This window comes from Actinomyces polynesiensis (assembly GCF_000820725.1).
GTDB lineage: Bacteria > Actinomycetota > Actinomycetes > Actinomycetales > Actinomycetaceae > Pauljensenia > Pauljensenia polynesiensis.
Genome location: NZ_CCXH01000094.1, coordinates 13,932 through 34,484 on the forward strand (window position 1 = coordinate 13,932; position 20,553 = coordinate 34,484).

Consider the following 20,553-nt stretch of genomic DNA (forward strand, 5'->3'; position numbering starts at 1 on the left):
TGAACTGGACCACCGGCCAGCACCGCGGGGAACGGTGGGTCACTCGTCCATCAGGGAGACCCGGACACCGCCCACCAGGGAGGCGATGACGTTGTACAGCAGGGCCCCCAGCGTGGAGATCGCCGTCATGATGATGACGTTGGCGACGGCGAAGACCGTCGCGTAGGACACCACCTTGGGCAGCTTGACGTAGTCGAGCAGGGCCACGAACTTCGTGGCACTGATCTGGTTGAGGAAGTCCTCGATCGAGGAGAAGACGTGCATCCCGTCCAGCATCGCCCACACGACGATCGTGGCGATGACCGTCGCGATCCCCATGGCCACCGAGAGCAGGAACCCGACCTTCATCACGGTCCACGGATCGACCCGGGCGACCACCAGGTTCACCTGGCGCGGCGCGTCCTCGGAGATCTCGATCTCCGTCCCGACGCTTGCACTCATTCGTCACCCTCCTCGACGCCGTCCTGCCCCGACGCTACAGCGTCAGGAGTGCTCCCGTCAGCCGCCCCACCGTCCGTGGTCCCCTCCGGGTCCACAGTTGTCCCCGGGACGGACGAGGGCGACGCGTCCTCCCGCGACGCTGCGGGCGCCCCGGCGGTGCCGTCGGCGGCAGGTGCCTCCGCCGGGGTGTCCGTCGTGGTCGACGTGGGGTCGCTTGCCCCCTCCTCGCCGTTCTCCTCGGGCAGTTCGTGCTCGGTGTTGCGGGTGATGGCGATGATGCGGTCGTGCTCGTCGGGCCGGGCGAAGATCACACCCATCGTGTTGCGTCCGGTCGGACGCACGTCCGCCGCACTGACCTGGACGAGCTTGCCGGACTCCGTGATGACCATGACGTCCTCGTCGGGGTCGACGATGAGCGCACCCACCAGCGCGCCGCGCTCCTCGACCAGCTTGCCCACGCGTACACCGAGGATCCCACGGCCCTTGGTCGGGTACTCCTCGACCGGGGTGCGCTTGGCGTAGCCGCCCTCGGTGACGATGAGCAGGTCCGCGCCCTCGCGCACGACCTCCATGCCCAGCAGCTCGTCGTGACCGCGGAAGCGCATGCCCTTCACCCCCGAGGTGGAGCGCCCCATGGGACGCAACTGCTCGTCGGAGGCGGTGAACCTGGAGGCCTGTCCCTCCCGGGAGACGAGGATCAGGTCGTCGTCGGCGTTGACGATCTGGGCGGAGACCAGCTCGTCGGGTGTGCCGTCCTCCTGCTCACGCAGGTTGATGGCGATGATCCCGCCCGAACGCGGGGAGTTGTACTCCGACAGCCGGGTCTTCTTCACCAGTCCGGACTTGGTGGCGAGCACCAGGTACTCGGCCTGGTCGTAGTCCTCGATGGCCAGCACCTGGGCGATGGTCTCCTCCGGCTGGAAGGCGAGGAGGTTCGCGACGTGCTGACCCTTGGCGTCGCGGCCGCCCTCGGGGATCTCGTAGGCCTTGGCGCGGTAGACGCGCCCGAGGTTCGTGAAGAACAGCAGCCAGTGGTGGGTGGTGGTGACGAAGAAGTGCTGGACCACGTCGTCCCCGCGCAGCTGTGTCCCGCGCACACCCTTGCCGCCACGCCGCTGGGAGCGGTAGGCGTCGGTGCGGGTGCGCTTCGCGAAGCCGTCGCGGGTGATGGTGACGACCACGTCCTCCTGGGGGATCAGGTCCTCCATGGACATCTCCCCGCCGTAGGGCAGGATGCGTGTGACGCGCTCGTCGCCGAACTTGTCGACGATCTGGGCGAGTTCGGAGGAGATGATGTCGCGCTGGCGCTGGGGGGTTGCGAGGATGTCCTCGAGGTCCTCCACGCGGGCGCGCAGGGCCTCGTGCTCGTCGAGGATCTTCTGGCGCTCCAGGGCGGCCAGGCGGCGCAGCTGCAGGGCGAGGATCGCGTCGGCCTGGACCTCGTCGATCTGGAGGAGGTCCATGAGGCCGGTGCGGGCCGCATCGGCGGTGGGTGAGCGGCGGATCAGGGCGATGACCCGGTCCAGGTCCTCCAGGGCCTTGAGGTAGGCGTCGAGGATGTGGAGGCGTTCCTTGGCCTTGACCAGCCGGAACTGGGTGCGCCTCTCGATGACCTCCATCTGGTGGCGGACCCAGTAGCGCACGAACCCGTCGAGGCTGAGCGTGCGGGGGACGCCGTCCACCAGCGCCAGCATGTTGGCCGGGAAGGAGTCCTGGAGCTGGGTGCGCTTGTAGAGGTTGTTGAGGACGACCTTCGCCACGGCGTCGCGCTTGAGCACGATGACGAGGCGCTGGCCGTGGCGGCCCGAGGTCTCGTCGCGCATGTCGGCGATCCCGGTGATCTGCCCGGTCTTGACGAGGTCCGCGATCTTGGCGACGAGGTTGTCGGGATTGACCTGGTAGGGCAGTTCCTTCACCACCAGGCACTGGCGGCCGTGGATCTCCTCCACGTCCACCACAGCGCGCTGGATGATGGACCCGCGCCCCGTGCGGTAGGCGTCCTCGATGCCGCGACGCCCCAGGATGGTGGCGCCCGTGGGGAAGTCGGGGCCCTTGATGCGGGCCATGAGTGCCTCGAGGAGCTCCTCGCGGGTGGCCTCGGGGTGCTCGAGTGCCCACTGCACGCCGGAGGCGACCTCACGCAGGTTGTGCGGGGGGATGCGGGTCGCCATGCCGACCGCGATCCCCTCGGACCCGTTGACCAGCAGGTTCGGGAAACGGGAGGGCAGGACGACCGGCTCCTGGGAACGGCCGTCGTAGTTGTCCTGGAAGTCGACGGTGTCCTCGTCGATGTCGCGGACCATCTCCAGCGCGAGGGGTGCCATCCGGCACTCGGTGTACCGGGGGGCGGCGGGGCCCAGGTTGCCGGGCGACCCGAAGTTGCCCTGCCCCGCGATCAGCGGGTAGCGCATCGACCAGGGCTGGACCAGTCGCGCCAGTGCGTCGTAGACGGAGGCGTCGCCGTGGGGGTGGTAGTGCGCCAGCACGTCCCCGACGACGCGCATGCACTTGTAGAACCCCGCCGTGGGGCGGTACCCGCCGTCATACATCGCGTAGAGGATGCGGCGGTGGACGGGCTTGAGGCCGTCGCGCACGTCGGGCAGGGCGCGCCCGACGATCACCGACATCGCGTAGGCGAGGTACGACTTCTGCATCTCGCCCTCGAGGTCGACGGCGTCGACCCTCCCGTGCGGGTCGAAGACCGCGGTGTCCTGGGGGGTCACGGCGGCGTCGCCGTCCTGGGGGGTGGTGCGTGCCTCGTCCGGCTGGGAGGGCTGGTCGCTCACTGTGGATGTTCTCCTTGGGATTGCTCAGGCGCGATCAGGCGTCGATGAAGCGGACGTCCTGGGCGTTTCGCTGGATGAAGGCGCGACGTGACTCCACGTCGTCCCCCATGAGGAGGGTGAAGACCTCGTCCGCGGCGGCGGCCTCCCCGACCTCCACCTGCTTGAGGATGCGGTGGGCGGGGTCCATGGTGGTCTCCCACAGTTCCTGGTCGTTCATCTCGCCGAGACCCTTGTACCGCTGGATGCCACCCTCCTTGCGGTCCTTGGGCATCTTGCGGCCGGCAGCCAGTCCGGCGGCCAGGCGCTCGTCGCGCTCCTTGTCGGTGTAGACGAACTCGTGGGGGGCGTTGGTCCACTTGAGACGGTAGAGGGGCGGCATCGCCAGGTAGACGTGACCACCCTCGACCAGGGGCTTCATGTAGCGGAACAGGAAGGTCAGCAGCAGGGTCGCGATGTGCTGGCCGTCGACGTCCGCATCGGCCATGAGGACGATCTTCGCGTAGCGCAGCTTGGCGAGGTCGAACTCCTCCCCGATGCCCGTTCCCAGGGCGCCGATGAGCGCCTGGATGGTCTCGGAGTTCAGCGCGCGGTCGAGTCGCGCCTTCTCGACGTTGAGGATCTTCCCGCGCAGCGGCAGGATCGCCTGGTGCTCGGGATCGCGTCCCTGCACCGCCGAACCACCGGCCGAGTCGCCCTCGACGATGAAGATCTCGCACACGGAAGCATCCCTGGAGCTGCAGTCACGCAGCTTGGAGGGCATGGACACCGTGTCGAGGGCCGTCTTGCGACGGGTCGCCTCGCGGGCCTTGCGGGCGGCGACCCGGGCCAGCTGTGCCTGCATGCCCTTGGCGACGATCGCGCGGGCGTCCGCGGGGTGGGCGTCCAACCAGTCGTTGAGCTGCTGGTAGACCTGTGTCTGGACGAAGGTGCGGGCCTCGGTGTTGCCGAGCTTCGTCTTCGTCTGCCCCTCGAACTGCGGCTCCGTCAGCTTGATGGAGATGACTGCGGTGAGGCCCTCACGCACGTCGTCACCGGAGAGGTTGTCGTCGCGGTCCTTGAGGAGCCCCTTCTCGCGGGCGTAGCGGTTGATGACCGTGGTGAGCGCCGTGCGGAAGCCCTCCTCGTGGGTGCCGCCCTCCGTGGTGTTGATGGTGTTGGCGTAGGTGTGCACCGAGGAGCTGTAGGACCCGGTCCACTGCATGGCGATCTCGAGGGACATCGTGCCCTCCGGGTTCTCCGACTCGAAGTCGATGATCTCGGAGTTGATGACCTCGGACTTCTTCGTGGAGTCCAGGAACGCGACGTAGTCACGCAGTCCGTGCTCGTACATGTAGGACACACGCCGCACGCCGGGCACCGGGTCGTCGGAGGTGCCGGCCTCGTCACCGGTGATCTCGTCGCCCTCGTCCTGGACGCCGGGACGCTCGTCGGTCAGCGTGATGCGCAGGCCCTTGTTGAGGAACGCCATCTGCTGGAAACGCTGGCGCAGGGTCTCGAAGTTGAAGTCCACGGACTCGAAGATGTCGGGGTCCGGGTAGAAGGTCTGGGTGGTGCCGGTCTCGTCGGTGCCCTCACCGCGCACCAACGGGGTGATGGGGTGACCACCGTTGGCGAAGGACATCCGCCACACGTGGCCCTGACGGCGGACCTCCGTGTCGACCCGGGTGGACAGCGCGTTCACCACGGAGATGCCCACCCCGTGGAGGCCGCCGGACACCGCGTACCCGCCGCCGCCGAACTTGCCGCCGGCGTGGAGGATCGTCATGACGACCTCGACCGTGGGCTTGTGCTCGGTGGGGTGCATGTCCACCGGGATGCCGCGGCCGTTGTCGACCACCCGCAGGCCGCCGTCGGCCAGGATGGTCACCTCGATGTGGGTGGCGTACCCCGCCAGTGCCTCGTCGACGGAGTTGTCGACCACCTCGTAGACCAGGTGGTGCAGCCCCCGCTCCCCCGTCGACCCGATGTACATGCCGGGCCGCTTGCGGACGGCCTCGAGGCCCTCCAGGACCGTGATGTCCGAAGCCCCGTAGGTGTCCTCGCCATTGCCGATGACGACCTCGTGTTCGATGTCGTCATCACCCCGGTCCGTCCCAGTCGTCTCAGCCACTCAGGCTCCCCTCGTCCGTGCGTGCGAACCGAACGCACGCGGGCCACCGTCGGGCCCCGGTCCGACGTCACGCGCCGGACCCCTCAAGGCGCACGAATGCGCGTCCTGATGGTGAATTCTCCGTCCCCATCCTACCAAGGATCTGCGATCCGCCCCCGGTACCCCGGACCTGGGGACAAGCGGGCCAATAGCCTCTGACCAGCAAAGACACCGACGACCAGGCGATGTGTCCGGGGTCACCCGCCGCGGGTGCCGGAGGGACGGTCGAGACGGGGGACCGAGGCGGGTCCCGCCCTCCCCGACCCCTCAGCCGTAGGTGTCCCTCGGGCCCCTCCCGGGCACCGACAGACGGCCCCTCTTCCACGAGGGAGCCGCCGGACCGCGCACGATCACCTGGTCCACCACACCGGGTCCGACCTCCTCCTCGATGCGACGCTCGATGTGGGGCAGGAGCAGGCGCAGCTGCTTGGTCCACGCCGTCGACGAGCAGCGCACGACCAGACGGTGGCCCTCGAAGGTCTCGATGACGCAGTGCTCGGCGACCTGGGCCCCGACGATCGCGGGCCACCTGGCCAGCACGGACCCCATCGCCGCGGGGCCGTCCCAACCGCGCCGGTGCGACATGCGCCCGATCACGGCCCCGAGCGCACGGGGCTCCGCCCAGCGCGTGCGGGAGGCGGCCATCCCCGGTGAACGGTGCCAGGAGGTCGACACGGCCGCCGTGCCGGCCGGGACACCCCCCGCCCCGTCACCGCCGTCGGCCGGCTCGTCCCCGCCGTCGGGGGCGCCCTCGTCGGCCTCCCGGGGTCCGGGGGCCGTGCCCCTGCGTCGCGGTGCACGCCGCAGGTCACCGCGTGCCCGCGCCGCCTCCTGGAAGCGGGCGAGCACGCCGAGCGCGACCTCACCGAGCTCCTCGGGCGTCGGCTCTGCGGCACCACCGGCCGGCGCGGGGCCCGCGGTCCCGCCGTCCTCCCCGTCCAGGGGGACGGCCGGTCCGTCCTCATGCATCCTCGACCACCGACCCCCCCTGCTCGTCGACCCTGACCACCAGGCGGTGACCCTGGAGACCCTCGGGCACATCCTCCTCCACCGCGGCGGTCACGAGCACCTGGTCCGCGCCCGACACCATGCGGGCGAGCCCCCGGCGGCGCTCGACGTCGAGTTCGGCGAAGACGTCGTCGAGGACGAGGATCGGTTCCTCGCCGTCCTGCTCCAGGACGGCGAAGGCCCCCAGGCGCAGTGCCAGTGCCACCGACCAGGACTCGCCGTGGCTGGCGTACCCCTTCACGGGCATCCCACCCAGCTCCAGCACCAGGTCGTCACGGTGGGCGCCCACCAGGTTCACACCGCGCTCGACCTCCCGTCCGCGCACGACGGCGAGGGCATCCAGGAGACGCTGTGTCTGTGCCCCGACATCGGTGAGGTCCGCGGGCCCGGAGGGCGGTGTGTCCGCCTCCCGGGCCGGTCCCCCCGGGTCCTCCGCCACCCCCGCGGAGCCGTCGGGGGCACCTGCGGGCACCGCGCCGTGGTCGTGCGGGTCGATCCGGTCGACGGAGGCATCGAGGGACAGACGCAGGGCGCGCGGGGAGTCCGAGACCTCCTGGTAGGCGTGGGCCGCAGGCTCCCGGAGCCGCTCGACGAGGGCGGCCCTCGCGGCGGTGAGCTGCGCGGACAACGTGGCGAACTGCTGGTCCCACACCTCCAGCGTGGACAGGTCCGGGGACATCCCCCGCCTCATGCGCGCCGAGGCCTGCTTCATGAGCGCAGCCCTCTGCCGGGCGACCCGGTCGAAGTCGGAGCGCACCACCGACAGTGTCGGTCGCAGCTGGGTGGCGAGGTCGTCCAGGAAGTGGCGGCGCACCGCGGGGTCCCCCCGGACCAGCTGCAGGTCCTCCGGGGCGAAGACCACCGTGCGCACCAGGCCGACGATCTCACGCGGTCTGACGCCGGTGCGGTTGAGCCTCGCGCGGTTCGCCCGTCCACGCACGATCTCCAACTCGATGACCTGCTCACGGGGGGCGCCCTCGTCACGGTGCTCGCCCGTCACGAGCTTGACGCGGACCACTGCCCCGCCGGGGGGTTCCTCGTCCCCGTGCGGGAGCCTGACGAGCGCCCCCTCGGCGGCGACGCGGTGGGAGGAGAAGGCCGAGAGGTAGGCGACCGCCTCGACCAGGTTCGTCTTGCCCCGGCCGTTGCGTCCCACCAGCACCGTGGTGCCCGGGGGGAGTTCGACCACCGCGTGCCTGTAGGAGCGGAAGTCGTCCAGTGCCACGTGCGAGACGCGCATGGCGGCTCCGCTCAGATGCCGAAGCGGATCGGCATCAGCAGGTAGCGGAAGTAGGTGACCTCGCCGCCGTCGGCCTTCGTCTGGCCGGTCATGACGGCGGGCTTGGTCGGGTGGGTGAACCCGAACCGCACCCAGTCCGTGTCCGCCACCGTGAGGCCGTCGATGAGGAACTGGGGGTTGAAGGCCGTCGCGATCGGTTCGCCGAAGAGCTCCGCCTCCATGGCCTCCGAGGCCTGGGCGTTGTCGCCCTGTCCGGCCTCGAGGACCACCTGGCCCTCCGAGAAGGCCAGTCGCACCGAGGTCTTGCGCTCGGCGACCAGGGAGACACGCTTGACCGCCTCGAGGAGCGCCTGGCGCTCGCACACGGCCTGGATGGTGGTCGTCTCGGGGAAGAGCCTGCGCACCGGCGGGTAGTCGCCGTCCATGAGCGTCGACGTCGTGCGCCGACCGCCCGCGGAGAAACCGATGAGGGAGGACGCCCCGGGCTGGGACTCCTGGGACAGGCCGATGTCCACGCGGGCTCCCGATGTCATCGACTTGGCGACATCGGTGAGGATCCGGGCCTTCACGAGGGCGGCCTCCGACACCGAGGTGTCCAGGGGCTCCCAGGTCAGTTCCCTCATGGCCAGGCGGTAGCGGTCGGTGGCGAGGAGCGTCATGTTCTCGCCCTCGATCTCGATGCGCACCCCGGTGAGGAGCGGGAGGGTGTCGTCGCGGGAGGCGGCGATGGAGACCTGCTGCACGGCCTGGGTGAGGACCTGGGAGTCGACGGACCCGCGCATCTGCGGTTGGGCAGGCAGGATCGGGTACTCGTCCAGGGGCATCACCGCGAGGGTGAAGTGCGAGGAACCACAGGTGAGGTTCACCTTCTGGCCGTCGAGCGCCAGGTGGACGGGCTGGTTCGGCAGCGACTTCGAGATGTCGGCGAGGAGACGTCCGGAGACGAGCACCTCCCCGTCCTCCTCGACGGTGGCGGGCACCTCGGAGTTCGCCGAGACCTCGTAGTCGAAGGAGGAGAGCGTGAGGACCTGGTCATGGGCCTGGATCCGCACCCCCGCCAGGATCGGGGTCGCTGGACGCACTGGCAGCGCGCGGGCTGTCCACGACACGGCCTCGGAGAGGACGTCACGAGCGACGGTGAACTTCATGCCGGGTCCCTCCAGGATGGTACGGATGTGCCGTCCAACTCTACGCGACCGGGCACGTCGGTGGCGAAACTCCACGGCGCGCGAACGCGAGCCGTGGTGGGAGGGTCTTCCCGCCCCAGGTCGTCGGGGTGGGTGGCCGGTGGGCGGATGGCTGCAGTCGGGGGCCTTGAGGGCTGTCCACATCATTCTTGGAATTACAGGAATCGTCGCCGTCATCGGGGGTGTGGAAACGGTGGACAACCCAGGTCCGTGCAGGTCAGGACGATTTCAGGCATGTGTAGTCACACGGGTGGGATCTGTGGAGGCGCCGTCGCGCGCTGTGGAGGGAAATTGTCGTTCCGCAGGGTTTCCACAGCAGGACCTCGATTGTCCACAGCGTGGGTGGTCCGCGTCCACCGGTGAATCACAACTTGGTCCCCACCCCCCCTCCGACCCCGTCCGGCACCCCTGCCCCGTTCGGGACCGCCCACCCCCGCCCGGGACCCTCGGGGCTGCAGGGGGCGGGCGGTCCGGGGGGTGGGGACCTGGCCGGGTGGTGGCGGTGCGGGCGCAGGGTGTGGCGCACCGCGCCGGGTGGGTGGACGGACGCGGCGCCGGGGACGGTTGCCGACGGGACACCTGGGTCACCGAGGACGGAGGAGAGCGGACCTCAGCGTCGGGACAGAGCGGACCTCAGCAGGAGGGGGTCAGGACTCCCGGGCCTTCTGCTTGATGCGGTTGGTGAGCTCGGTGACGTGGTTGAAGGTCTCCCGCTTGGCGGCCATGAGCTCGGTGATCTTCTTGTTGGCGTGCATGACCGTGGTGTGGTCGCGCCCGCCGAAGGCTGCACCGATCTTCGGCAGGGACAGGTCGGTGAGCTCCCGGCACAGGTACATCGCGATCTGACGGGCCTCCACCATGGTGCGCGAGCGGTCGGCACTGGAGAGCTGGTCGATGGTCACCCCGAAGTAGTGGGCGGTCTGACCCATGATCAGGGCTGCGGTGATCTCTCGGTTCTCGGGGTCGGAGATCATGTCCTTGAGGACCAGCTCGGCCAGGGGCAGGTCGATTCGCTGCTGGGTGAGGTTCGCGAACGCCGTCACCCGCAGCAGCGAGCCCTCGAGCTCGCGGATGTTCGAGGAGATGCGCGAGGCGATGTACTCCAGGACCGCCGGGTCCACCTCCAGGTTCTCCGCGGCCGCCTTCTTCTGGAGGATGGCGATGCGGGTCTCCAGGTCGGGGGGCTGGACGTCGGTGAGCAGACCCCACTCGAAGCGTGAGCGCAGGCGGTCCTCGAAACCGTTGAGCTGCTTGGGCGGCAGGTCGGAGGTCAGCACCACCTGCTTGTTGGCGTTGTGGAGGGTGTTGAAGGTGTGGAAGAACTCCTCCACGGTCTGGGGCTTGTCCTGGATGAACTGGATGTCGTCGATGAGGAGGATGTCGACCTTGCGGTAGCGGCTCTGGAACTCCTCGGCGCGACCCTCGCGGATCGCGTTGACGAAGTCGTTCGTGAACTCCTCCGAGTTGACGTAGCGCACGCGCAGGTGCGGGTACAGCGACAGCGCGTAGTGCCCGATGGCGTGGAGCAGGTGGGTCTTGCCCAGACCGGAGTCCCCGTAGATGAACAGCGGGTTGTAGGCCTTGGCCGGGCTCTCCGCCACGGCGGTGGCAGCGGCGTGGGCGAAGCGGTTGGAGGGGCCGATGACGAAGGTGTCGAAGGTGTACTTCTGGTTGAGGTGCGTCTGGGTCGAGTCGATGTTGACCGCGTCGAGGATCCGTGACCCGTGGGGCTCGCGCGGGGTCTGCAGGGGCGGGTAGTGCTCGTCACGGTCCCGTCCACCGTCCTCCTGCGGACCGCCGGCCGTGTCGGGGGCCCCCCGGTCCTCGTCCTCCTCGGGCAGGAGGGAGGAGTCGACGGTGACCGCGATGCGCACGTCACGTCCGATGGCACCCGAGAGGGCCTCGGTCAACTGCTGGGAGACGCGGGTCTCGATGAAGCCCTTGGTGAACTCGTTGGGGACCGCCAGGAGGATCGTGCCCTCGATGTCCCCCAGGGGCTTGGTCATGCGCACGAAGGAGGCGGCGACCGGTCCAAGGTCCAGGGAATCGAGCGACTGCAGGGCCACGGACCACGCGTCGGAGAGTGCATTGCCCACAGCCGGGACCTCCAGAGACCAGGGGCGGGGTGACGTTCGACACGGGGGTGACGCCCCAGGGTTCCCGCATCGGCTCTCCACATTAGCGTTCCGGAAGTCTGTCCACAGCTTGGGGACAGAGTTGTGGAGAACTTCCCGTCGAATGACAGAAATGTAGTTACACGGCCGAATGCGGCAATGCCGCCGAATTCTCCCTGTCCACACTCCTGTGGACACAACACCCGAATTCACCGGTGTGGACGTCCCCGTCCACCGATGGGTCCACAGATGTGGACAGATGTCCCGTTTCGGCGCCGTTGACGCACTCCGCCGCGGCTCCTAGGCTGGACTCCCGTATGTGCCCGACCTGTGGGCACGTCCGGCCACTCCCTGCGAGGACATCTCGGTGGGAATGGTGCACACCGACCGATGTCCGGGGGCCCGCCCCCGTACCCGAGGAGAACTGTCGTGACCAAGCGGACCTTCCAGCCCAACACCCGTCGCCGTTCCAAGGTGCACGGCTTCCGCCTGCGCATGAGCACCCGCGCCGGCCGTTCCATCCTGGCCAACCGCCGCCGCAAGGGCCGCGCCAAGCTCTCTGCCTGAGAGCGGCGCAGGTGTTGCCGCACGCGCACCGCATGGTCGATGCCGAGGACTTCCGGAGCACGATCCGTCGCGGGTCCCGTGCGGGGAATGCCATGGTGGTCGTGCACTGCCGAACCGACGTGGACTCCGATGAGCGCCTCGTCGGTTTCGTCGTGCCCAAGCGGGAGATCCCCCGTGCGACCGGTCGCAACCGGGTCAGGCGCCAGCTCCGCCATCTGATGAGGGCGCGGGTCGGGGCACTCCCCCCGGGGGCGAGGGTGGTCGTGCGCGTCCACGCAGAGGCCCTCGGTCACGACTCCACCGAGCTGGGCCGCGCCCTGGACAACGCGCTGACGCGTGCCTGGGACCGCTCCCGCAGGTCCCGTCCATGAGCGGACGTCCCGGCCCCGTGGCCTGGCTGCTGATCCAGCCCGTGCGCGCCTACCAGCACTTCATCTCCCCGCTGCTCGCCCCGCGCTGCCGCTACGCGCCGAGCTGCTCCGCCTACGCGGTCGAGGCCCTGCGCGTCCACGGTGCCGCGAAGGGCCTGCTGCTGGCCGCGTGGCGCCTCCTTCGCTGCAACCCGTGGAGCACCGGCGGCGTCGACCACGTCCCCCCACGTGGGCGCTGGCGCGCGGACCCGTGGGTCCCGCCCGAGGACTGGGCCGGCAACGCGGACATCGAGGTGCCGCTCCCCATGGGGTTCACACCGCCCAGGCCTGCGGGCCCGGACGCACCACGCGCGCAGCGGGTGCCCGGCCCCCACTCCCCCACCACCGACGAGGGCGGCGCCGCCCTCGTCCGCACTGACCTCCCGGCCCCGGCCGGACGACCCGTGGACGCCCTGGGCGTCCCGACCACCTGAAGGAGCACCCCATGTGGGAGAAAGTCCTCCACCCCTTTGCCGTCGCGATCGCGTGGCTGTGGGTGAAGATCCACGACGTCCTGAGCCTGGTCGTCGGGTCAGGGTCCGGCATCGGCTGGGTGCTCTCCATCGTGGTGCTGACCCTGTTCGTGCGGGTGCTGATCCTCCCGTTGTTCCTCAAGCAGATCAAGTCCGCCCGCGGCATGCAGGCCGTGCAGCCGGAGCTGCAGAAGATCCAGGCGAAGTACAAGGGCAAGACGGACACGGTCTCACGCCAGAGGATGGCGGAGGAGACCCAGGCCCTCTACAAGAAGCACGGCACCAGCCCCTTCGCGTCCTGCCTGCCGCTGCTCGTGCAGATGCCGATCCTCTTCGCCCTCTACCGGGCGATCTTCGCCATCAAGCCCCTCATGCAGGGCACGTACTCGATCGGCGGCACCCACTACGACGCCCTGGGGCCCATCACGAAGGCCGTGGCCACGGAGATCGACGGGTCCACGGTGCTCGGCGTGCCCCTGTCGCACACGATCCGCGACGGGGACGGCGGACTGGGGCTGTTCGCCTTCGTCGTGATGATCGTGCTGATGGTGGTCATGCAGTTCCTCTCCATCCGCCTCTCGATGACGAAGAACATGCCCCCCCAGGCGGACCCGAACAACCCGATGGTCCGTTCGCAGAAGATGATGATGTACCTGATGCCGGCCATGTTCATCTTCACCGGCCTCGCCTTCCAGATGGGCCTGCTGGTCTACATGGTGACCACCACGGCGTGGTCCTGGGGTCAGCAGGTGTGGACGATCAAGTTCATGCCCACCCCGGGTGCCCCGGCCTACAAGGAGCTCGTCTCCAAGCGCGAGAGGGCCTACAAGGAGTGGGCCAAGCCCTTCTTCTCCGACTACGACCGTGAGCGCTCCGAGCTGGAGGGCTCGCCCGAGCAGGTCGACGAGCTCAACGAGGGCACGCTGGCCGAGGCCCAGCGCCGCGCCAAGGGCCAGAAGGTGGCCAGCGACTTCCCCGAGGTCATGGGCACCGGCGAGAAGGTCTCCGTCTACCGGAACCTCGCGAACCAGGAGTGGACGGTCCTCCCCGACGAGATGTGGATGCGCGGCGTCAAGCGCGCGACCGAGAAGACCCAGGCACAGCGCGCCCAGCAGGCGGGCCGCGAGCAGCCGCGCCGCCTCAGCCGCGAGCAGCGGCGCCAGCAGGCGTTGCGCGAGGAGGAGGAGGCGCGCCAGGCCGAGCGCCGGGAGGCCCGCAAGGCCGGCTCCAAGCCCGCCTCCAACCTCACCCCCGAGGAGATCGAGCGTCGCCGCCAGGAGCGTCGCCAGGCCCGCCGCAAGCAGGGCAAGAAGAAGCCGAACCCGTCCCAGGAGTGAGTTCTGCGGGTCCCGGCCGAGGACGGTCGGGACCCCCGGACCACACCCCCGCTGACATCCACACACACCGCCGGAGGACACATCATGAGTGACAGCACGCAGAAGGACCGCATCGCCCAGCTCGAGGAGGAGGGCGAGATCGCCGCCGACTACCTCGAGGAGCTCCTCGACATCGCCGACCTCGACGGGGACATCGAGATCGACGTCGAGAACGGCAGGGCGTCGGTGGAGATCGTCTCCGACAACCCCAGGTCGATCGACCGTCTGGTGGGGGAGGACGGCCACGTGCTGGATGCGCTCCAGGAGCTCACACGCCTCGCGGTCCAGACGGAGACGGGTGAGCGCTCACGCCTGATGCTCGACATCGCCGGATTCCGTGCGGACCGCAAGGCACAGCTCCAGGCGGTCACCGAGGAGGCGATCGCCCGGCTGCGCGCCACGGGTGAGCCGCAGCGCCTGGAGCCGATGAACCCCTTCGAGCGCAAGGTCTGCCACGACGTCGTCTCCGCCGCCGGCCTGGTCTCCGAGTCCGAGGGTGCCGAGCCCAACCGCAGGGTGGTCATCCTTCCCGCGGAGGACGAGGGCGACGAGGCTGAGGTCGTGGAGGAGGTCGTGGAGGTGACGGACGCGTCGGACGCGGACGTCACCGGTGAGGGCGCGGCGTCCGCCGCGGCCGCCCCGGAAGGGGACGAGTGAGCGGGCAGGCGGAGAGCGACCCCACGGTGGAGGCCCCCGTCGGGTCACCGTCGGACGGGAACGCTGGGGCCCCCTCCGCTGGGGGTCCTGCCGCTGGACGCCCTGGCGCGGGCGGGGACCGTCCCGTCGGAGCGGGTGGCGACGCTGCGGTTGCGGTCCCCACACCCGAGGTCCCCACACCCGAGGTCGAGGATCTCTTCGGACTGTCCTTCCCTGCGGTCGAGGAGTTCGCCCGCATGCTCGAGGACGAGGGCGAGATCCGCGGGCTCATCGGCCCGCGGGAGGTGCCGCGGCTGTGGTCACGGCACATCGTGAACTCCGCGGCGGTCCTGGACTTCCTGCCTCGGAAGGGACAGGTGCTCGACGTGGGGTCGGGGGCCGGCTTCCCGGGCATCATCATCGCGATCGCCCGGCCGGACCTCGACGTCCACCTCGCGGAGCCGATGCAACGCAGGTGCGAGTGGCTGGAGGACGTGGTCGGGGCCCTGGACCTCGACAATGTCACGATCCACCAGGCGCGTGCCGAGGAGCTGCGCGGCAAGGGCAAGGCGGATGTGGTGACCGCCCGTGCGGTGGCCAACATGTCCAAGTTGATTCGGTTGACATCCAAGCTCATCGCACCCCACGGGTCTCTGGTGGCCCTCAAGGGACGCCGTGCACCGCTCGAAGTCGAGGAGGCAGCCGGCGAGCTCAGGCGCCACCACCTGTCGGCCAAGGTCCACGAGGTGCCCAGCATCATGGAGGAGGACTCGACCTACGTCGTGGTGTGTCGGCGGGTCTGAGGTCCGCTCCGCGCAGGCACGGCGCGCGTCGGCCCCGTCGGCGGCACGGGAGCCGTTCCCGCCTGCGTGTGGGGCAGGTTCCCGGACCCGTCCCACGTAGACTGTGCGGGTGGCGAGAGAGGTGGACGTGTGACCGATCGGAATCCTGCGGACACTCCCCTGTCCGCACAGATCGAGCAGAACCTGGCTGATCGCCGGATGCTCGAGGAGGCAGAGTTCCCCCGCCCCGGGAGGCCGGTCGTCATGACGGTCGCCAACCAGAAGGGCGGGGTCGGCAAGACGACCTCGACGGTCAACATCGCGGCCGCCCTGGCCCAGGGCGGGCTCAACGTCGTCGTCATCGACGCGGACGCCCAGGGGAATGCCTCCAGCGCACTGGGTGTGCCACATGGTGCCGGTGTGCCCTCGACCTATGACGTCATCGTCGGGGGGGAGACGCTGGCGTCGGTGCTGCGGCCCTGTCCCGACGTCGACGGTCTGGTGGTGGCTCCCGCCACCATCGACCTGTCCGGTGCGGAGATCGAGATGGTCGATCTCCCCCGTCGGGAGTTCCTCCTGGCGGATGCGCTCTCCGAATTCCTCTCCCTGCACCGGGAGGTGGACGTCGTCCTCATCGACTGTCCTCCCTCACTCGGACTGGTCACGCTCAATGCGTTGGTGGCGACGGACCAGGTGCTGATCCCGATCCAGACCGAGTACTACGCACTGGAGGGCCTCACCCAGCTGTGGTCGACGATCCAGCGGATCTCCCGCGAGTTGAACCCCTCGCTGCGGGTGTCGACGATCCTGCTGACCATGTCGGACAGGCGCACGAACCTCAGCCAGGAGGTCGAGGAGGAGGTGCGCTCGCACTTCCCGGACCTCACCCTCTCCACGGTGATCCCCCGCTCCGTGCGGATCTCCGAGGCACCGAGTTATGGTCAGAGCGTCGTGACCTACGAGCCCCGGAGCACCGGCGCGATCGCGTACCGCAAGGCGGCGCTCGAGCTCAGCCGACGTCTGGCCGGGGGTGGCAGTCCGGTGCTGTGACCACCGTCGCTGGCGGGCGTGCGCGCCGGTCACCGTGGTGCCGATGATCGGTTGGCCCCACTGGTCGGGGCGTGTGTGCGGAGGCGGTGCCCAGGCCCGGCACACGGAGGAGTGTTTCACGTGAAACATTCCCGCTCGGGATTGCAGGGGAGGAGCCCCAGCTTCCGGTGAACGGGCTGCGGGGTCCTCGGGCTGTTCTCAGTTCCGGCAGGCCCACAGCCTCCGGACGGGTCCCGGAGGCCTGGTGGTGGTAGCCGTGGGAGTGGGCCACGCGGGAAGGACAGAGGCCGGGATCCTGCCCCGGGGGCGCCGGGAAGCAGGTTGTGACACTCCGTCGGGGCACCAGTGTCGGCGGTGGATGATGCGACAATGGCAGATGGGTGCGGAGGACCGAATGTTTCACGTGAAACACTCGGTCCCGTCCCGCTGGAGATCGACGATGAGGAGGCTTTCAGTGAGCGCAGAGCGACGGAACGTGTCGGCGGGCGAGGAACACGAGGCGTCGGAACTCGCGGACCGTGACGCCGCAGCTGCCGTCGCGTCCGGTGGCCGACCCACCCGAGGCACATCGGGTGCGACCGAGCGCTCCGGCGGTCATGGTCGTCGGTCGGGACTCGGTCGCGGTCTGGCTGCGCTCATCCCGGCGGAGCAGGATGAGGAAGCGGTTGAGGGCACCCGTCCCCTGGACGTCCTCTTCCCAGGACGGACCACGGAGGGGGGGACGCGGGTGCGGGGAGGCTCCGCGCGGGACCTCCTCGTCCCCGGGACGAGGTCGGCAGCGAAGGGACGGTCGTCCCATCCGCGTCCGACCGGGGCCGGCGGCGTGACCGGACGGGGGTCAGGAGCGGGATCCGGCGGGAGACCCGCACGGGATCGGGCGGACGAGGGTCACGAGCTCTTCGAGGACGTGCTCGCCGAGGCGCGGACGGACGGATCCGCCGCGGCGCGCGGGCGGGACGGCACGGAGGGTGGGCCCACACGCACCGCGAAGGCGCGAGTCGGATCCGCGGCGGGGGGATCGGGGAGTGTGACCCGGGAGGCAGGCACAAGTGTGCCTCCGGTGCACGGAACGGGGTCCCCGGCGTCCGCACCCACGCAGCGTGAGGCGCGACCGGCCCGGGAGGGGGGGAATGTTTCACGTGAAACATCAAGCGTCGCCCCTTCGACCGCTCCGACTGCCGGACAGGTGCCGGAACGCAGCGTCGCCGAGGAGGAGGCGGGAGTGGGAGCCGATGACCTGGTAGCGGTCCCGGGAGCGACCTTCGCGGAGGTGCCGACTTCATGGATCATCGCGAACCACCGCCAGCCACGAGAGGTGTTCGACGAGGAGGACCTCGAGGAGCTCGCCGCATCGATCCGGGAGGTCGGCGTCCTCCAGCCGGTGGTCGTGAGGCCGATCGACACGTCGGACGGCCCCGCACCCGAGTTGCTGGCCCTCCTGGAGGAACGGCCGGACGCCCGGTACGAGCTGATCATGGGGGAGCGGCGGCTGCGGGCCTCCGAGCTCGCAGGCCTCGAGTCGGTCCCGGCGATCGTGCGGCGGACCGAGGACGCGGACCTCCTCCGCGACGCGCTGCTGGAGAACCTGCACCGGGCACAGCTCAACCCACTGGAGGAGGCGTCGGCGTACCAACAGCTCATGGCCGACTTCGGGGCGACCCAGGAAGAACTGTCCCGACGCATCGCACGTTCGCGGCCACAGATCGCCAACACCCTGCGGCTCCTGAGGCTTCCCCCCGCGGTCCAGCGGAAGGTGGCGGCAGGTGTCATCTCGGCCGGACACGCGCGGGCCCTGCTCTCACTGGAGTCGACCGAGGAGATGGATGTCCTCGCGGAGCGGATCGTCGCAGAGGGTCTGTCCGTGCGCACCACCGAGGAGTTGGTCAGACTCGGACAGACCCGGAGGCCTCGCCAGCTCAGGGCCACCCGCGGTCGCCCACTGTCCCCCCTCGGTGAGAACCTGGTCACCCGCCTCGGCGAGGCGTACGACACGAGGGTCACCATCACGGAGGGACGCACCAAGGGCAGGATCGTCATCGAGTTCGCCGGTCCGGAGGACCTCCGGAGGCTCGCGGAGCTCATGGTCCCACTCCAGGGAGACGAGCCTGAGGGCGACGAGCCGAATAGCCTCTGAGCTGCGGAGATAGCCCCGTCTCCGGGGTGATGGGGTGTGACCGTCCACCGGTGGAACCCCGGCGCCCTGCCCCCGGGCGCGGGACCCCACGGCCCCGCCCCGGGCCGCGTGCTGGCCCGGCACGGGGCGAGCCCGTGCGGGACGCCTGCTGCCCGGTGCGACGTGGCTGGAACCACCGTGCAGCGCCCGGGAGGGCGGGGAGCGACCGGCCATCCCCTGACCGCCCAGTCAGGAACCGCTCCACCCCTTGGTCCCCCCGCGCAGGCGTGCACGCGGACCGTGGGAGATGTGCTCCACCTCCCTGACCGTCACGGGTGTGAATCCTCACAGGTCGTACCGCGCACCGTCCTCCGCGGGGACAATGGATGGCATCCACGTGGCGCAGGGGGAAGACATGACTGAAACGGTCCGACACACGACGGCGGTGCTCTTCGACGTCGGCGGCGTGCTGGTCACCAACCGTCCCGATCCCACCCGCGTCGCGCGCATCCTCGGCCTCGACGGTTCCGCCGAGTCGGTGTCCCTGGTGGACCACTCCACCTGGTTCCACCGGGACGCCTATGACGCGGGATGCTCGGACCGGGAGTTCTGGGACAGCGTGGCGGGTGACTGCGGCCTCGGTGAGACCAGTGAGGAGACCCTGGCCGCCCTCGTCGCCGAGGACGTCAGCCGCTCCGAGGACCCCGATCCCGCAGCCCTGCAGGTCGCCCGGGAACTGCACGCCCGCGGGCTCCGCCTCGGCATCCTCTCCAACGCACCGGTGGCGATCGCAAGGGCCATCGAGAACCGCCCTTGGGCGGTCGGGCTCTTCGAGAGCTTCACCTTCTCCGGCCCACTGGGGGAGACGAAGCCGGAACGGGCCATCTACCGACGGGCGGTCCACGACATCGGGGCACCGGTCGAGGAGATCCTCTTCATCGACGACCGCACCCCGAACCTGCGCGCCGCGAGCCTGATGGGCATGGCCACGCTGCAGTGGACCACCGCGCCGGTGGCCCGGGCCGCCCTCGAGGACCTGCTCGACCGGACCGGCGCGCTCGCCTCCTGAGTGGGACACCCGTGCCGACCCACAGGGCGTCGGCCACGGCGCGGCGGCCTGTCCCGCACCTCCGTCGGTGCATCCGCACGTGACGCGCACAGGTCGGGGGACGTGTCCGGCATCCGGCCGGGGACAGGGCCGGGGTCACGGCCGGTGCGACCTTCAGTCCAGCGGCACCGCGGAGCCGCCCTCGTCGTCCACCGGCACGGAACCGGCGCCCGAGGCGGCGTAGGCGACCAGGCGCGCGCACACGTCGGCGAAGGAGCCATCCGCCTCTGCGGCCTGGGGGAACAACGAGGTGTCCGTCATCCCCGGGGCGACATTCGCGTCGATGAACCAGATCGTCGAGCCCCGGACGATGAAGTCGATGCGTGAGAGGTGTCGCAACCCGAGCACGCGGTGGACGTCGACCGCCGCCGCGCTGACGGCCCCGACGAGTTCGGCTTCGAGCCGGGCGGGCACGAAGTACTGCGTGGTGTCGGTCGTGTAGCGGGCGTCGTAGTTGTAGTGGCCGTCATCGGTGACGATCTCCACGGGCGGGAGTGCGACGGGGCCGTCCTCGAGGTCGACGACGGACACCGCGATGTCGTGGCCCTCGACGTACTGCTCGATCATCACCCGCTCGCCGTAGGCGAAGGCGTCGACCATCGCGGAGCGGAGGTCCTCGGAGTCCTCCGCACGGGAGATGCCCAGGGCCGAGCCCCCGTCGGTGGGCTTGACCACCACCGGGAACTCCATGTCGTGCTCGAGGACCTCGAGGACCTCACTGGCGCCGAGCTGGCGGAACAGGGACTGGGGGAGTGAGACCCACCCCGGTGTCGCGAAACCCGCGGCGGCGACGAGGCCCTTGGCAGTGGGCTTGTTCGAGGCGAGCATCGCCTGCACGGAGTTGGAGCCCACGAAGGGGACCCCCAGGCTCTCCAGCAGGGCCTGGAGAGAACCGTCCTCCCCGACCGAGCCGTGCACCAGCGGCCAGATGACGTCGGGGCCGAACTCCTCGACCAGGGGGAGCAGACCCGAGTCGAGGTCGGACACGCGCACCACGTGACCGAGGTGCTGGAGGACGTTGGCGACCCGACGCCCCGAGCGCACCGAGACGTCGCGCTCGTGGGTGAGGCCGCCGGCAATGACGAGGACTCTCAGGGAGGTGCTCATGTCGTG

General features: G+C 69.9%; 17 protein-coding genes. 9 read left to right on the forward strand and 8 right to left on the reverse strand.

Annotated elements, in window-relative coordinates; all coding sequences use genetic code 11:
- Positions 1-39: 39 nt before the first annotated feature.
- From TA90_RS03950 to dnaA, 7 genes are all read right to left on the reverse strand, one after another.
- A complete protein-coding gene (locus TA90_RS03950) occupies positions 40-441 on the reverse strand; it encodes a DUF3566 domain-containing protein (protein WP_052450482.1) in 402 nt (133 codons plus the stop codon).
- The gene (gene gyrA, locus TA90_RS03955) at positions 438-3,164 is read right to left on the reverse strand and encodes a DNA gyrase subunit A (RefSeq protein ID WP_074015276.1); all 2,727 of its coding nucleotides are present in this window, start codon (positions 3,162-3,164) and stop codon (positions 438-440) included. Before gyrA ends, TA90_RS03950 begins: the two co-directional genes overlap by 4 nt.
- A gap of 97 nt (positions 3,165-3,261) precedes the next feature.
- Positions 3,262-5,298: a DNA topoisomerase (ATP-hydrolyzing) subunit B gene (gene gyrB, locus TA90_RS03960; RefSeq protein WP_043534752.1), complete on the reverse strand. Its 2,037-nt coding sequence runs from the start codon at positions 5,296-5,298 to the stop codon at positions 3,262-3,264.
- 345 nt (positions 5,299-5,643) lie between these two features.
- The gene (locus TA90_RS13085; protein ID WP_052450483.1) at positions 5,644-6,345 is read right to left on the reverse strand and encodes a DciA family protein; all 702 of its coding nucleotides are present in this window, start codon (positions 6,343-6,345) and stop codon (positions 5,644-5,646) included.
- On the reverse strand, positions 6,338-7,624 hold the full coding sequence (recF, locus tag TA90_RS03970; RefSeq protein ID WP_043534717.1) for a DNA replication/repair protein RecF: 1,287 nt from the start codon (positions 7,622-7,624) through the stop codon (positions 6,338-6,340). Before recF ends, TA90_RS13085 begins: the two co-directional genes overlap by 8 nt.
- An 11-nt stretch (positions 7,625-7,635) precedes the next feature.
- Positions 7,636-8,772 carry a DNA polymerase III subunit beta gene (gene dnaN, locus TA90_RS03975; RefSeq protein ID WP_043534718.1) on the reverse strand — a complete coding sequence of 379 codons (1,137 nt, stop codon included), beginning with the start codon at positions 8,770-8,772 and terminating at the stop codon, positions 7,636-7,638.
- A 686-nt stretch (positions 8,773-9,458) separates the two neighbouring features.
- Positions 9,459-10,907 (reverse strand): chromosomal replication initiator protein DnaA, encoded by a 1,449-nt coding sequence (gene dnaA, locus TA90_RS03980; RefSeq protein WP_043534719.1) that lies wholly within the window; start codon positions 10,905-10,907, stop codon positions 9,459-9,461.
- Between the two features lie 447 nt (positions 10,908-11,354).
- Between dnaA and rpmH the strand changes: the two genes are divergently transcribed.
- The 9 genes from rpmH to TA90_RS04030 all read left to right on the forward strand — a co-directional run bounded on the left by rpmH (position 11,355) and on the right by TA90_RS04030 (position 19,401).
- The gene (gene rpmH / locus TA90_RS03985; protein WP_043534720.1) at positions 11,355-11,492 is read left to right on the forward strand and encodes a 50S ribosomal protein L34; all 138 of its coding nucleotides are present in this window, start codon (positions 11,355-11,357) and stop codon (positions 11,490-11,492) included.
- Positions 11,493-11,503: 11 nt separating this feature from the next.
- A complete protein-coding gene (gene rnpA / locus TA90_RS03990) occupies positions 11,504-11,863 on the forward strand; it encodes a ribonuclease P protein component (RefSeq protein WP_043534721.1) in 360 nt (119 codons plus the stop codon).
- Entirely contained in the window at positions 11,860-12,336 is a 477-nt protein-coding gene (yidD, locus tag TA90_RS03995) for a membrane protein insertion efficiency factor YidD (RefSeq protein WP_082031405.1), read from the forward strand. Before rnpA ends, yidD begins: the two co-directional genes overlap by 4 nt.
- A gap of 11 nt (positions 12,337-12,347) precedes the next feature.
- Positions 12,348-13,712 (forward strand): membrane protein insertase YidC, encoded by a 1,365-nt coding sequence (gene yidC / locus TA90_RS04000; protein ID WP_043534722.1) that lies wholly within the window; start codon positions 12,348-12,350, stop codon positions 13,710-13,712.
- Between the two features lie 84 nt (positions 13,713-13,796).
- Positions 13,797-14,408 (forward strand): Jag family protein, encoded by a 612-nt coding sequence (locus TA90_RS04005; RefSeq protein ID WP_052450484.1) that lies wholly within the window; start codon positions 13,797-13,799, stop codon positions 14,406-14,408.
- 203 nt (positions 14,409-14,611) lie between these two features.
- Positions 14,612-15,190, forward strand: coding sequence for a 16S rRNA (guanine(527)-N(7))-methyltransferase RsmG (rsmG, locus tag TA90_RS04010; protein WP_052450491.1), 579 nt, complete (start codon positions 14,612-14,614; stop codon positions 15,188-15,190).
- Between the two features lie 198 nt (positions 15,191-15,388).
- Complete coding sequence (locus tag TA90_RS04015; protein ID WP_074015278.1) at positions 15,389-16,219, forward strand: ParA family protein; 831 nt, start codon at positions 15,389-15,391, stop codon at positions 16,217-16,219.
- A gap of 727 nt (positions 16,220-16,946) precedes the next feature.
- Complete coding sequence (locus tag TA90_RS14175; protein ID WP_407921578.1) at positions 16,947-18,353, forward strand: ParB/RepB/Spo0J family partition protein; 1,407 nt, start codon at positions 16,947-16,949, stop codon at positions 18,351-18,353.
- 394 nt (positions 18,354-18,747) lie between these two features.
- Entirely contained in the window at positions 18,748-19,401 is a 654-nt protein-coding gene (locus TA90_RS04030) for an HAD family hydrolase (protein ID WP_043534758.1), read from the forward strand.
- A 153-nt stretch (positions 19,402-19,554) separates the two neighbouring features.
- Here TA90_RS04030 and TA90_RS04035 read toward each other — a convergent pair whose 3' ends face one another.
- On the reverse strand, positions 19,555-20,547 hold the full coding sequence (locus TA90_RS04035) for a D-alanine--D-alanine ligase family protein (RefSeq protein ID WP_043534725.1): 993 nt from the start codon (positions 20,545-20,547) through the stop codon (positions 19,555-19,557).
- Positions 20,548-20,553: the final 6 nt, after the last annotated feature.

Coding starts and splice junctions, on each gene's coding strand:
- TA90_RS04015 (WP_074015278.1), top strand. CDS start 15,389: ATGCTCGAGGAGGCAGAGTTCCCCCGCCCCGGGAGGCCGGTCGTCATG.
- TA90_RS03950 (WP_052450482.1), bottom strand. CDS start 441: ATGAGTGCAAGCGTCGGGACGGAGATCGAGATCTCCGAGGACGCGCCG.
- TA90_RS13085 (WP_052450483.1), bottom strand. CDS start 6,345: ATGCATGAGGACGGACCGGCCGTCCCCCTGGACGGGGAGGACGGCGGG.
- TA90_RS04035 (WP_043534725.1), bottom strand. CDS start 20,547: ATGAGCACCTCCCTGAGAGTCCTCGTCATTGCCGGCGGCCTCACCCAC.
- yidD (WP_082031405.1), top strand. CDS start 11,860: ATGAGCGGACGTCCCGGCCCCGTGGCCTGGCTGCTGATCCAGCCCGTG.
- yidC (WP_043534722.1), top strand. CDS start 12,348: ATGTGGGAGAAAGTCCTCCACCCCTTTGCCGTCGCGATCGCGTGGCTG.
- TA90_RS04030 (WP_043534758.1), top strand. CDS start 18,748: ATGACTGAAACGGTCCGACACACGACGGCGGTGCTCTTCGACGTCGGC.
- recF (WP_043534717.1), bottom strand. CDS start 7,624: ATGCGCGTCTCGCACGTGGCACTGGACGACTTCCGCTCCTACAGGCAC.
- TA90_RS04005 (WP_052450484.1), top strand. CDS start 13,797: ATGAGTGACAGCACGCAGAAGGACCGCATCGCCCAGCTCGAGGAGGAG.
- dnaN (WP_043534718.1), bottom strand. CDS start 8,772: ATGAAGTTCACCGTCGCTCGTGACGTCCTCTCCGAGGCCGTGTCGTGG.